The sequence below is a fragment of the Streptomyces marokkonensis genome, from assembly GCF_008312835.1.
Taxonomy (GTDB): Bacteria; Actinomycetota; Actinomycetes; order Streptomycetales; family Streptomycetaceae; genus Streptomyces; species Streptomyces marokkonensis_A.
On record NZ_VSKS01000024.1, the window covers coordinates 66021 to 79897 of the forward strand.

The window sequence follows — 13877 nt, forward strand, 5'->3', positions numbered from 1 at the left end:
GTCTTCGTTCTGCTGTAGAACCGCCATCCTTGAGTAGCACCACATCGGCCGCATATGTAGCGATTGTCGCCCGGTTCCGGAGTCAGCTGTCGATCTGCCAGCTCGTGAATGTCGACGAGAAGCGTTCTTTGAGATGAACGAAGCCACGCGAGCGAGCCCTGGACTTGCCGGTCCAGGGCTCGCGTGGTTCGCGGTGGCGCCTACAGCTCGAACTCCAGGAGCTCGATGTCCGTGAAGCGGACCTCCTCCAGGCTCCCGGCGCGGCGGCCGCTGTCTTGGAAGTACACGTCCTTGAGCGCTTCGGCGGCGATCTGCTGGAGTTGCTGGTCCCTGGCGCCAGCCTGCTGGGTAGGCCCAGGCGTTGTCGGTGAGGACGCGTTCGATGTGGGTGATGCCGTGGGCGTGGAAGAACACGGCGGCGCGTAGGAGGAACGCCGTGCAGGTGGCGACCTTCTCGTCTGGGTGGATCTCGTGGCCGCCTCCGTCGGGGATCCGGCCGGGCTTCTTGACGTCGATGTGGACCAGCTCGCCAGGCCGGTCGCGTTCGTAGCGGCGGATGACCTGTCCGGTGGTCCGGTACAGGAACGCCAGCCGGTTCAGACGGTGGCGGGTCAGGACGCGGTGGACGGTCGAGGCGGGCATCCCGAGAATCGGGCCGATCCGGGCAGGGCCCAGCTTGCGCTCCCGTCGCAGCCGGCAGACTTCGGCCTGCGTCGGTGCCGGGGTCCGGTGCGGGGTGGTGTGCGGCCGGCTGGGCCGGTCGTGGAGGCCGGCGTCGCCCTCGGCGGCGAACCGGCGGACCCATTTGTGGGCGGTGGTGCGGGATATGCCCATCCCGGCGGCGACATGAGCGGTCGGACGGCCCGATGCGACGCGTTCGACCAGGAGCCGTCGGACATCAACGGTCAGCCGGGCGTTACGGTGGTGCACGAAGACCTCCGGCGGTGGAGTCCTGGACAGCTCCACCACACCGGAGGTGTTCGTCATGATCAAGCCCCACGGGCGTCAACAACGCTCGTGATCAATACAGCTAGCGTCTGCGGGACCAGCCGGCGCCGATTCCGGCAACGTGCAGGGCCAGAGCGGTCAGTCCCAGCAGCATCACGTTCGTCGAAGAGAACACATCATTGGTGCTGAGATCCGCCGCGTTGATCAAAAACGCCACGAAGAACAGCACCGCCGCGACTATGCCGAGCATGAAACGAGCTCCTCTCAAAGGGGGTGAAGCCCGTATGCCCTGTCATCGTCTCGGCAGACGTACAAGGGCCTCTGCGGAACCGCTGGTCTGCCCGAGGCAGGCCGGGCCGGTACACGGACGGTGGCTGACAGGTGTTCAGGCATGTGAGTGACGGGTGCTTGTCGTCGTCTGCGCTGAGGCGTGATGCGCAGGACCGTGCGAGCCTGCGGCAGAAGGTGTTGCAGGCACAAGGAGACCATCCTGTCCGAGGATGGGGCCGCTCGGATCGTGCTGCCGGCCGACCCTCGCCTGCAACAGTGGGCGGCCTTGGCACCCTCGCTCGCGTTCTGCTGACCGGCCCGCCTGCTGCTTGATCACAAACACCGACAGCTCGGCTCTTTGTGTGAGCCGTTGTCATGCAGCACGCGTCCGGCACATCCAGTACCGCGAGCACCTCACAAGCGGATGGCCTTACCCAAGCGAAATACCGAGTTCGGTTCGGTAGTCGTAGCACCGGGCGACCTGCGGGGGTGAGATGCGGCACCGCAACACCAGCGATAGCATAGGCGTGACGGCCGCGCAAGCCAGTGACCGGTGGCCCCATTCCCATACCGTTGCTTGCGTCCCTTCGTGCGTCTTCGCGTTCCTTCGTTCTTCGAGCCCGAAGACCGCAGGAGAGGAGATGGCACACGATGAGCCAGACGGACACCCTCATCGTCATCGAAAAGGCCGAAGTGGGATACCGCGAAGGTTTCTCAAACGGCCACTACAACAACCATCAGAAATTCTCCCCCGCCGTTTCGGGCCTGGAGTGGTCACAGAACCAAGCATGGTGCCAGACATTCCAGTCCTGGGCCTTCCAGCAGGCGGGCGTGAAGAGTCTGGCACCTGTGCCGTCTCATGCCCGACGGCTGTCAACTGGTACAAGAGCCGCGGCAGGTTCTCGTATTATCCCGCGATCGGAGCAATGGTGTTCTTCGGCCCTTCGGGAGGCCAACACGTCGGACTGGTCTACAAGTACGACGCGAATCACGCATACACCATCGAAGGGAACACCAACGCCAGCGGTTCATCCGAAGGCAACGGGGTCTACCTGAAAAAGCGTGCCCGCCGGGACAGTTATCTCTACGGATACGGACTGCCGAAATTCTCGGAGGGCATTGTCACGGCCGATCCGGGCCTCAAGAACAAGCCCGGATATACCTATATGGCCACTGCTTCGTCCCATGGTGAGTCCGACCCACGGTCCGTGGCAGAAGTCGACGAGGCGCTGCCGTGGGTGTCCTCGATCCAGCTCACCTGGGCGGCCACTCACCCGAGCGCCAAGGACCAGGCCACGGGAAACGGCGACGGCACCACGGCGGACGATGTCGCTCTTTTCCAGGACGCGTTGGAAAAGGTCATGGGCGTCGCCCCCGGCGACCCGCACTCCGTGTTCGAGGCGGAGACTCAGGAACTCTTCGAGCGATTCCGCACGGAGAAGTTGGGCCACTCCGAGGCGGACGGTCACGGCGTTCCCGCCGTCCCGGAGTTGATCGAACTGGGGAAGCGGTCAAAGCTGTTCAATGTAAGGGCGGGTTCGTCCCCGGCAGCAGAGCAGCCCTGGGTCAGCCTGAACCAGGTGGTCTGGGCCTCGACCCACAGCGCCCAGGAGGAGCAGGCACAGCCGGGCGGGCACGCCAGCTCGAAGGCTGATGTGGCTCTGGTGCAGGACGGGCTGGCACGGGTCCTGCACACGAACGTGGCCGATGAACGCGGAATCTTCGAGACCGCCACTCAGGCCCTCTACGACGAGTTTCGCCGGACGATGCTTCACTCTTCCGGCAGTGACGCTGCGGGGACACCCGGCATGCAGTCGCTGACGGAACTCGGGCAGCGCGCCGGACTGTTTCGGGTACGCACCGGCTTCCCGGTGGGCGGGACGACGGATGGGACCGGCATGGGTACCACGGGGCAGATCGACCCGAAGCAGGTGACGTTCCATCGGCACACGGCCGAGGGCACGCCGGAGGACTGGATCGCTGAGGCGAGTACCGCGGCGGGTGTCCAGGCGAGCAGCCACTGGGTGAAAGGCTTCAGGACAGCCGTCGCACGCGAATCGTCGGGCAACCCCAACGCCTGCAATCTCTGGGACTCCAACGCCAAAACGCCTCCCGGCTTCAGCAAGGTCAAGGACTTCGGGGACGGGCATCTGGGCGACGGGCGGATCGTGAGGCTGAACGGCGCACTCACACACTTCCAGTGCTCCAGGGGCATCGTGCAGTGCATCCCACAGACATTCGCCCAGCGCCACGCCCCCGGTACCTCGGTGAACATCTACGACCCCGTGGCATGCATCGCCGCCGCGATGCGGTACGTCCGCAGCCGGTACGGCGTCGCCATCGACGGTTCCGATCTCGCCAAGAAGGTCCAGCAGTTCGACCCCGACCGGCCTCCCCACGGGTACTGACAAGTGAGCGTTCCAGGCCTGATGAGGGCTCGAGTCCTTGAGAGGATCGCCGGCCTCACCGGCCCGGTCGCCAGGCCGGTTCTGCGCCGCGACGTGCCGCGGCTGATCACCTGACCACTTCGTCTAGACCTATTTTGTCTAGACCTCTTGTCCTGCCCGTGTTGGGCGGGCTACGTTTCCCGCTGTTCGCAGGTACTTCGCGTTTCCTTCAATTCCCTTGATGAGCAAGGCCGGAAGGAGCACGTCCGCATGCAGGACCGGAGTCTGTCCAGACGAATCGTTCTCGCCTCCGCAACCGTGGTCGCTGCGGGCGCAGCGGGCGTCGTGGGCGTCACGGCTACCCCCGCGGTCGCGCACAAGCGCGACCGCCGCCTCAGAAGGATCATCTCCGGGATGAGCATCGAGGCGAAGATCGGCCAGCTGTTCGTGCCGTACTTCTATGGCACGTCGGCGACTTCTCCCAGCCAGTTCGACCAGGACCGCAACCTCAGGGAACTCGGCGTGCGCACCGTGGCCGAGCTCATCGCCAAGTACCACATCGGCGGGGTCATCTACTTCTCCGGCTGGGCGAACAACATCCAAGATCCCCGCCAGATCGCGGATTTGACGAACGGTGTGCAGCGGGCCTCGCTCGCCCTGCCCACCCCCATCCCCTCCCTGATCTCCATCGACCAGGAGCACGGGGCCAACGTCCGCATCGGCAGCGGCGCCACCCAGTTGCCGGGCGCGATGGCGCTCGGCGCGGGCCGCTCGCTCTCCGACGCACGCACCGCCGGACGGATATCGGGCACCGAACTCGCCGCCCTGGGCATCCATCAGAACTTCGCCCCGGTCGCCGACGTCAACGTCAATCCGGCCAACCCCGTCATCAACGTCCGCTCCTTCGGCGCCGACGCCCGAGAGGTCGGCCGCATGGTGGCGGCCCAGGTGACGGGCTACCAGCAGGCCGGCGTCGTCGCCTGCGCCAAGCATTTCCCCGGCCACGGGGACACCGCGGAGGACAGCCACACCGGGCTGCCCGTCATCACCCATACCCGCGAGGAGTGGGACCGCATCGACGCCCCGCCCTTCAGGGCCGCGATCGCTGCCGGCGTCGACTCGATCATGACCGCGCACCTCCAGGTTCCCGCGCTCGACTCCAGCAACGAACCGGCCACCCTGTCGCCCACGATCCTTCAGGGCGTGCTGCGCGATGAACTCGGCTTCGACGGCGTGATCGTCACCGACGCGCTCAACATGCGCGGCGTGCGCACCAAGTACGGTGACGACCGTGTGCCCGTCCTCGCTCTCAAGGCCGGCGCCGACCAACTGCTGTTCCCGCCGGACATCGACGTGGCCTACAAGGGTGTCCTGGCCGCCGTCCGCAGCGGGGAGATCACCGAGGACCGGCTCGAGGAGTCGGTGCTGCGCATCCTGCGGGTGAAGGACAAGGTCGGCCTGCTCAGCGGCAGCCCATTCGTCTCTCCGAAGGAGGTCGACCGGGTCGTCGGCGCCCGCAGGCATCAGCTCGCCGCCGCCCGGATCGCCGGGCGCACCACCACGCTGCTGGTCAACGAGGACGAGGCGCTGCCGTTGCGCCGCGGGCAGAAGAAGCTGCTCGTGGTGGGCGCCAGCCCGGCCTTCCCGACCGACGGCACCCGCACCACCGTGCCCGAGCTGGCCAAGGCGTTCGACGAACTCGGCTACAGCACCACCCACCTCGCCACCGGCCGCACCCCCGACACGGTGAAGATCGACGAGGCCGTGGCCGCCGCACAGGGACGGGACGCGGTGGTGGTCACCACCGACAACGTCGGCGCCACCAGCGCCCAACGCACCCTGGTCACCCGGCTGCTCGCGACGGGCGTCCCCCTCGTCCACCTCGCGGTGCGCAACCCCTACGACATCGCCCACCTCGGCGGGATCCCCGCATCACTGGTCTCCTACTGCTGGACCGAGGTCGAACTCCACGCCGCCGCCCGGGTGATCGCCGGCCGGGTCGATCCGCGCGGCAAGCTGCCCGTGCCCATCCAGCGGGCCGACGACCCGGCCGAAGTGCTCTTCCCCTCCGGGCACGGCCTGTCGTACGACCACTGACATCCGCCTCCCAGCACAGCTTTCGGCCCCGGCACCTCGTCACTGCGCAGACCGTGGCCGCCTCAGCCCGGCTTCGGTCAGCGTCTCCAGGGTGGCGGCGAGATTTGGCGTCTCCCGATCCGCCGGCGGGGCGGGCCTGTCACAAGAAGGACTTCAGGCAACCGGCAAACTCATCGGCCCGGCGTGCCGGCCCGTTGCCCGGCGCGGAGCGGGACCAGGACGGCGGCGCGCTGCCAGCGCCCCCCGGCGGCCTTGGTCCGCTGACTGGCAGTGGCAAGAGCACACGTCATGAGCTTGCTCTGACCAGCGTCCACCTCCCCACTTCGGGCGACAGCAAGCGCTGATCAGAGCGCCGCTACGAGGCGGTGTCGGCCCACAGGTCGGTGCTGTGGGCCTCGATGAGCGCGCTGATGCGGGTGAGCACGTCACTGACTGGCCGCGGGGCGAGTCGGCGTCCGTCACGCAAGCGCAGGGCGACGTGACCGTCAGCGGCCTCCCTGGCGCCGATGACGGCTTGGTAGGGAATCAGGCGGGCCCGGCGGACACGGGCGCCCAGGCTGCCGCGGTCCGGTCCCGCGACCTGGGCACGCAGTCCGAGGTCTGCGCAGCGTCGGGCGAGGGCCGCGGCATCGGCCAGTTCGGTGTCGGAGACCGGGAGGACGGCCAGTTGAATGGGGGCGAGCCAGGCGGGGAAGGCGCCGCCGTGCTGTTCGATGAGATGGGCGACGGCACGTTCCACGCTGCCGATGATGCTGCGGTGGATCATGACCGGGCGGTGCCTGGCGCCGTCCGCGCCGATGTAGTGCAGGTCGAACTGCTCGGGCTGGTGGAAGTCGACCTGGACGGTGGACAGGGTGGACTCCCGGCCGGCGCCGTCGGTGACCTGGACGTCGATTTTGGGGCCGTAGAAGGCGGCCTCTCCCCCGGCTGCCTCGTAGGGCAGGCCGGAGCGGTCGAGAACGTCGGTCAGCAGGGCGGTGGACCGCTGCCACTTCTCCGGTGCGGCCACGTACTTGCCACCGGCGCCCGGGAGGGAGAGCCGGTAGCGGGTCGAGGTGATGCCGAGCGCCGCGTACGACCGGCGGATCATCTCCAGCGCCGCCTGCGCCTCTTCGGCGACCTGGCCCAGGGTGCAAAAGACGTGCGCGTCGTTGAGCTGGATGGCCCGCACCCGGGTCAGTCCGCCGAGCACACCCGAGAGTTCGGAGCGGTACATGCCGCCCAGTTCGGCCATGCGCAGCGGCAGTTCGCGGTAACTGCGGGAGCGGGAGCGGAAGATCACCGCGTGATGGGGGCACAGGCTCGGCCGCAGGACGACCTGCTCCCCGCCGAGGTCCATCGGGGGGAACATGTCGTCGCTGTAGTGCGCCCAGTGCCCCGAGATCTCGTACAGCTCCCGCTTACCGAGTACCGGTGAGTACACGTGCTGGTAGCCCGCCCGCCGCTCGGTGGCACGGATGTACTCCTCCAGGGTGTGTCTGACGGTCGCGCCGTCGGGCAGCCAGTACGGCAGGCCGGCGCCGATCAGCGGGTCGGTGTCGAACAGGCCCATCTCACGGCCGAGTCTGCGGTGGTCGTGCACGGTGGTCATCGCGGTCTCCTCGCTGGTGGCGGAGCAAGTGACCGGGCCCACGACGAAGCCCCGGGGCACTTGCCCCGGGGCTTCGGATCAGGTCGTCTGTCAGCGCGCCGGGACACTCTCCGGCGTCGTCGTCACGGCGGCGCGCTTCATGTCGGAGACGTTAGCAGGATGCGACCATGTCCACCCGGTCATTTCTCGTCAGGAGTGCACAGGCACCCCGCGTCTCCGGGCGGGCCGCGGTCGCCGGCGGGGTGACCGAGCGCTGAACATTGTCCTGCCGCTCGAGCAGGGACGCCCTACCCGCGGTACGCAAGGGTTGTCATCATCCCCGACTCGGAGTGGTAGATGTTGTGGCAGTGCAGCATCCACAGTCCGGGGTTGTCCGCGTCGAAGTCCGCCACCAGCTTGTTGTGCGGCAGGACGATCGACGTGTCCTTGCGGGCGCCGTTGGAGTCCAGACCGGCGAGGGAGAACGTGTGGCCGTGCAGATGCACGGGATGCCACATGTGGGTGGCGTTGATGATGACCAGCCGCACCCGCTCGCCCCGTTCGACCCTGTGGAGTTTGTCCGGGTTGTAGGGCTCGTGGTCGATTCCCCAGTCATACTCCTTCATGCCACCGGTCAGCTTGACCCGGAGCAGCCGGTCGTACCTGCGGCGGGGCATCGCCACCGACTCATCCGGCCCGAGACGGCGGGCCGACACCAGCACCTCACGGTCCAGCTCCGCGGGGTGCGCGGACGGCTTGGGGACCGCTCCGGCGCCCGTACGCAGGACGGCCATGGCCCGGCCCCCCTTGCCCTCGGCGAGCGCGACAAGCGGGAAGACTCCCGACTTCGCGGTGATCAGCACGTCGTACCGCTCGGCCATCCCGATCACCAGCGCGTCCGTCCTGTACGGCTGCACGGGAAAGCCGTCGCTGTGGGTGATGGTCATCCGGTGCCCGCCGAGCGCCACCCGGAAGGCCGACTCCCCGCCGCCGTTGATGATGCGCAGCCTGATCCGGTCGCCGGGCTTGGCCGTGAACTGCGTGGGGTCGTCCGCCGTGCGCCCGTTGATCAGGTAGTAGGGGTAGGCGACGTGTCCCGCGTGACCGCCGAGCAGCCTGCTGGTGGCGCCCGCCATCAGCCGCTTCGGTCCTTTCCGCCGGTACGGCGACGGCGAGGGCGCCCCTTCGGGGCCCTTCCCGTCGTCCGCTCCCCCGGACGCGGCGTCCGCCAACGCCCCACCACCGGCCCCCACGGGTCCCTCCGGCCCGTTGCCGTGGCCCACCGGGGGCTTGCCCTTGCGGAGCTGGTAGAGAACGTCGTCGGGGGTGGAGCCGTCCACGCCGTCGATCCAGTCGTCCAGCACGACGATCCACTCGTGGTCGTACCTGAGTGGCTCCCTCGGGTCGTCGACGATGAGCGGCGCGTACATGCCACGATCGGTCTGCACCCCCATGTGAGGGTGGAACCAGTAAGTGCCGGGATGCATCGGGGTGAAGCGATAGTCGAACGTCTCACCGGGTTCGACCGGCCGCTGCGTCACACCGGGCACACCGTCCATGTCGTTGCGCAGAGCGATTCCGTGCCAGTGCACGGTCGTCGCCTCCGGCAGTTGATTGGCCAGCGTCAACGCCACGGTGTCACCCGCGGTGACCCGCACCTCCCGGCCCGGCAGCGACCCCTCGTACGTCCACGACCTGAAGGTACGTCCGGCACCCAGCTCGACCGGCGACGGTGTGGCCCTCAGTGTGTGTTTACGGAGCGGTTCGGCGGTCGGACGTGCCCCGCCGGCCTCTCTGCCGTTCGGAGCGGATCCGGCCGGCGCGGGCGCGCCCGGGTGGCCGCCGTCGCGCGAGCCGGTATGGGAGCAGCCGGCGAGCAGACCGGAACCCGCGGCCGCGATCCCGGCGCCGAGCACGGCGCGACGTGTGGGGGAGGTCTGACTGGTGTGGTCCGTGCGCATGACTGGGTGCACCTCGCTGGTCGGGAGAAGGCAGGTGAAGGCGTGGGTCTGCCACCGCCCGGACAGGACAGACGGCCGGAGGCGCTCTTCCGACGAGGCACCGACGGGACGGTGAGCACATCCGGTGGGCGGTGGAACCGGCTGTTGCGGAGATCGGCGAGCGTCCCCCGCCGGTGTCCGGAGCGCAGCTCAGAACGGCCGTGCGGATATCCGGAGCGGCAGGGCACCGGACGGCACATGCCGTCCGCGCAGGCCGCGCCCGCATCCGGCCCTCAGGTCAGTCATCACATGAGCACACTACCCCGACATGATATGCATTTTAGACATATGGGCTGTTTCGACACGGTCGTGTGGTCAGCCCACCCTCCCCGGGCGACGACCCCGCGCCCCAGTGGTGCCGGTGCCCGCCACGGCGGTTCCTTGGCGCGTTTCCTGGACGCACCAAGGACGGCAGAACGCTGCTGAGCATGCCGGTGACGGGTGCTTTTGACTTTCCGTCCGAGAGTCCACAGGCCCGCCGACCCTGTTCCGGATCGACCCCGCGCTCTGGAAGGAACACCTCCGCGGTGTCGTCGGCCGGGATCTCACGCCCGACGAACGTACGGCCCGGCGGCGCGCAGGGCGGCGCCGCCACGGCTACGTCAAGCTGCTGGTGCGTCGCCCGCCCACCGCCAGTGGCGATGCCGCGACACGCCGCACTCAGGCGTTGGGGCCACGAGTTACCGCCGGAGGAATGAACGCGGCGTGCAGCAGACGATTGAGCTCCTGGTCGAGACTGCGTGTCAGCGACGGGTAGGCGTGCTTCCCCAGGTGCCTGTGTTCGAACACCCTGCGGAAGTCCCGGCCGAAGACGGGAGCCGCGGCCTGGAACACCTCCGCCTCTCTCTCACCCAGGGTCTGCAGCACGGGTACGTCGATCGGCCGGGTCTTCTCGAAGACACCGGCCCGCTCATGGGCGGGTGACCGCCACGCCGACATCGCGATGAAGAACCGTACGTCACCCAGTCCCACGTCACCTCCCAGAGCCTGACGGTGCAGGGCCGCAGAAGCCATCGCGGCGCCTTCACCGAACCCGGCGACACCGGCGAACGGGCCATGGTCCTCCGCCACTGATCTGAGGTACCGGAGGGACGAATCCAGGGCCGCCCCGGGATCGGCGTCCCCCATGTCTGCGGGAGTGCTGTGATATCGGTTCCACAGCTCCGGGAAACCCGCTTTCCACTCCCGATAGGTTCCCGTGACGTCGTAGAGGCCCTCCTCGGCCAGGGAGTCCAGGCCCCGGAGCTCGAGTTGCTCCGCACTGGTGAATGCCGGCATCGCGTAAGGTGCGTCGGGAATGACGAACTCGAGGTCTTCGCGTCTGGTCCAGCCTGCCTTCTTCAGCATGGCTCGTGCGAGGCGGCCGTCGGTCCCCCGGCCCGGCAGGAACAGCACCCTGTGGCGACGCGGCACGTAGATGCTCACCGCGCCGAAGCCGTCGCGCCTGAGACGTCGCTCCACGGGAGACGCGGGGTCCCGCCGGTGGAGCAGCGAGATGGTGGGGGACATCATGTGCCAGAGGCCCCCACCCTCTTCCACCGTCTCGCCCAGCAACGTGGAGTACGCCCTCCACTCGGCTTCCCGCTCTCTTTGGAAGCGGTCGAACGGGCAGAGTTCCGCGGTTCTCGACGCGACGTTCTTCTTCGCGCGCTCGATGTAATCCCACAACTCCACGAGCAGCCGTTCGGTGGACGACCTCTCAGGATTCTCGACAGTGATTCTCGCGAACAGCGCCTCCAATTCGGTGGGATTGTCGCGAAAGTGCAGATACGCTTCGGCGAACGCCTGCAGGAAGAACACGTAACTCGAGCAGAGCAGAGATTTGGCCTTCCGCGGAATCTGAGCGCTGTCGTTGTAGGCGAACAGATTGGGGTCGCCGTCGATCCAGAGTCCCTCCACCCTGCTGTCCTCACCGAAGATCCTCGACATGATGCTCCGGTCCGTGGACGATCCCAGGCATGTGACCAGAACATCGGCCTTCACCTCCCTTCCGCTCTCGGTGACGACCGAGCGGGCCGTCACATGATCGATTTCACTCTCCACGACGGTCACCCTTCCGAGCGCCTGTGCCAGGAAGTAGACGTCCGAGGCGGCAGGTACCGTCGACTGGTCCAGTACGAAGCTGCCGTCCGCCTCCTGGGAGAGAGAAGGGAGAGACTCGATGTCGATGCCGCAGAGCTCGTAGAACGGCCGCATGATGTCGACGACGTCGTTGAGCGGTGTCGCTCCCTCGCTCGAATTGATCACCCAGTTGCAGAGGGTGGACACGACCAGGTTCCGTCGCCGGCAGACGATCGTGACATGGCGAGCACCGTTCTCCAGGGCCGTTCGCATGTTCTCCAGAGCGAAAGCACCGTGTCCGACGATCACGACCGACGCGTCGGTGAACTTCTCCGGCGGCGTGTCGTCGGCCACCCCAAGCCCGATGTGGCCCGTGAAGAGGTGCTCATCGCGAAAGTGATGCGTCACGGGCCGGTGGAGCCCGCCCGTGAGGGCCGCCACACCGGAGACGCGGACGGACTGGGTGACGCCTCCCTGGACGTACACGGCCTCGTATTCCTGCTCCCGGACCTTCCTGACGGAGACCACTTCGCAGTTGAAGCGAATCGGCTCTTTCAGCTCGGACGCGACGGCATTCGCCTGCTGCAGGACCTCGCCCCTGTCCGGGAAAACCGATCGCCATCGGTGGTCGTCACGCACCGTGGGCAACGCACTGTCGAAACTGTATGCCGGAGAATCGATTTGAACTTTGGAATCCGTGTTGGCCAGTGAGCTCCACACACCGCCGACCCGGTCCCGCTTCTCCAGCACTATGACCGCGACGCCCATCTTCTCAAGTCGTCGAGCGAATCCGATTCCACCCAGGCCCGCCCCTATGACCAGGACCGGAAGACGCGGCGACGTGGGCTTCCGCGCGGCACCGGCAGTACGGTGCACGGTGTCGTGCCGCACGGGCTCCCGCCGGACCGGGACACGCTCGCTCGATTGCTTCCGCATCTGCTCGAAGACGTACCCGACCAGGGAGCGGACATCAGCCGACTCGACGGCGAAGGCCGTCGGCAGCACGACTTCCAGGTCGGACGCGATCCTGTTGCGCAGCAGGACGCCGCCCAACGAGTCCAGACCGGATTCCGACAGTGTGGCACTGTCCTCGAAGGGTCCTCCCACGACCTCCCGGGCCGCCGTGCGCACGACCTGCTCCACGTTGGTCCGCACCGGTGCCGGCGCGTCGGCTGCCCTCCGGGTGGTGAAGCGTGACACGAACCGGTTCCTCAGCGACAGCGTGTCCCAGTCCAGTGGGGAGACGCAGACCGCTCCCCGCTCGCGCCCTGCGAGCAGCCGGTCCAGCGCCGTGCCCCCGAGATCGTTGCCGATCGCCCCGAACCCCGCGGTCCTCGCACGCTCGACCGCTCCGTGGCGCACAGCGACGCCGGCGTCGGACCACACACCCCACTGGATCGAGAGCACGGGCTCACCTCGCAGCGACCACGACTCGGCCAACGCGTCCAGCGTGGCGTTCGCCGCGGCACAGCTCGCCTGAGCGACGGCCCCGAAGACAGAAGAGGCCGAGGAGAACAACACCAGGAAGTCCGGCGGGGTGAACACGCTCCGGAGATTCCTCGCGCCCTCGACCCTGGCGCCGTAGGCCTGTTTCAGCTTCTGCTCCGACTGGTTCGCCAGCACGCCGTCGGCCAGGACTCCGGCGGCGTGGATCACCCCCGCCACCGCCGGCATACCGGCCTTCGCCATGGCGTCCCGCGCCCTACGAACACTGCGCGGGTCCCTCACATCACACGCCAGGGACTCGACGCGCGCCGATCGACGCAGGTCCGCGACCTCGGGCGGCACGGCTGACTCCGGGCGCGGCGACCGGGACAGCAGCACCACGTGCCGTGCCCCCCGGTCCACCAGGAACCCGGCCGCCACCAACCCCAGAGCCCCTGATCCCCCGCTCACCACGTACGTCGCGTCGGGACGGGCGGCGAAGCCCTCGTCGCCGACGGTGTGCCGCCGCAGGCGCGGCACTTGGAGGACGCCGGCCCCGGTGAACCGGTAGTCCTCCTCCAGACACTCGCTCCGACTCAGGGTCAACGCTCGTGGGAGCTGACCGCTCGATGCCTCGATGCAGTGGAGCGACAGGTCGGACCGCTCCAACCGGGCGGTCCGGCCGAGCCCCCATAACCCCGCGTCGTCGACCGCGCCCGGCGCCGGCAGGAACACCACCCTGCGCGGGGAGGACGGCGCTCCCCCCGAGCAGGCCTGCAGCAGGCGCAGGCCCGCTGCCACATCGGCCTCTCGCCCGTCGCTCAGCAGCGCGACGCAGCCCCAGGCCCGCTCGAGAAGCACGTCGCCGAGCGGATCCGAGGCGTGCACCACGCGGTTGACCCACCCGCCCGGCAGGTCGACGTCGACGTCCGAAGCGGACAACAGCAGATGGGGACCCGGCAGCGACACTCCGGAGGGCCCCTCGGCCTCGACCCATGCCGTCGAGTAGAAGCAGCCCGGGGCCGCGGACGGGGGCACAGCCGCCGCGGAAACACTCGTGGACACGCTGATCATTTCGGCACTCCCTGTTCGTGGGCTCGGCGGAGGTCTGGGGTCCGG

General features: G+C 68.1%; 6 protein-coding genes and 1 pseudogene. 2 read left to right on the forward strand and 5 right to left on the reverse strand.

What is annotated here, in order from left to right; genetic code table 11:
* Positions 1-243: 243 nt before the first annotated feature.
* Both F1615_RS30870 and F1615_RS35810 read right to left on the reverse strand, forming a co-directional pair.
* Positions 244-930: pseudogene (locus F1615_RS30870) on the reverse strand (leucine zipper domain-containing protein); the annotation flags it as partial.
* A 100-nt stretch (positions 931-1030) separates the two neighbouring features.
* Positions 1031-1198, reverse strand: coding sequence for a hypothetical protein (locus F1615_RS35810; RefSeq protein WP_167533914.1), 168 nt, complete (start codon positions 1196-1198; stop codon positions 1031-1033).
* A gap of 946 nt (positions 1199-2144) precedes the next feature.
* Between F1615_RS35810 and F1615_RS37020 the strand changes: the two genes are divergently transcribed.
* Positions 2145-3626 carry a transglycosylase SLT domain-containing protein gene (locus F1615_RS37020; protein ID WP_149552345.1) on the forward strand — a complete coding sequence of 494 codons (1482 nt, stop codon included), beginning with the start codon at positions 2145-2147 and terminating at the stop codon, positions 3624-3626.
* Between the two features lie 249 nt (positions 3627-3875).
* The gene (locus tag F1615_RS30880; RefSeq protein ID WP_149552346.1) at positions 3876-5702 is read left to right on the forward strand and encodes a glycoside hydrolase family 3 protein; all 1827 of its coding nucleotides are present in this window, start codon (positions 3876-3878) and stop codon (positions 5700-5702) included.
* Positions 5703-6057: 355 nt separating this feature from the next.
* Here F1615_RS30880 and thrS read toward each other — a convergent pair whose 3' ends face one another.
* From thrS to F1615_RS30895, 3 genes are all read right to left on the reverse strand, one after another.
* On the reverse strand, positions 6058-7284 hold the full coding sequence (thrS, locus tag F1615_RS30885) for a threonine--tRNA ligase (protein ID WP_149552365.1): 1227 nt from the start codon (positions 7282-7284) through the stop codon (positions 6058-6060).
* A gap of 296 nt (positions 7285-7580) precedes the next feature.
* Positions 7581-9233 (reverse strand): multicopper oxidase family protein, encoded by a 1653-nt coding sequence (locus F1615_RS30890; protein ID WP_149552347.1) that lies wholly within the window; start codon positions 9231-9233, stop codon positions 7581-7583.
* 699 nt (positions 9234-9932) lie between these two features.
* Entirely contained in the window at positions 9933-13832 is a 3900-nt protein-coding gene (locus F1615_RS30895) for an SDR family NAD(P)-dependent oxidoreductase (protein WP_149552348.1), read from the reverse strand.
* Positions 13833-13877: the final 45 nt, after the last annotated feature.

What these genes read in the sequence shown, in the direction of transcription:
- F1615_RS35810 (WP_167533914.1), bottom strand. Translation starts at nt 1,198, where the DNA reads ATGCTCGGCATAGTCGCGGCGGTGCTGTTCTTCGTGGCGTTTTTGATC.
- F1615_RS37020 (WP_149552345.1), top strand. Translation starts at nt 2,145, where the DNA reads ATGGTGTTCTTCGGCCCTTCGGGAGGCCAACACGTCGGACTGGTCTAC.
- F1615_RS30880 (WP_149552346.1), top strand. Translation starts at nt 3,876, where the DNA reads ATGCAGGACCGGAGTCTGTCCAGACGAATCGTTCTCGCCTCCGCAACC.
- F1615_RS30890 (WP_149552347.1), bottom strand. Translation starts at nt 9,233, where the DNA reads ATGCGCACGGACCACACCAGTCAGACCTCCCCCACACGTCGCGCCGTG.
- F1615_RS30895 (WP_149552348.1), bottom strand. Translation starts at nt 13,832, where the DNA reads ATGATCAGCGTGTCCACGAGTGTTTCCGCGGCGGCTGTGCCCCCGTCC.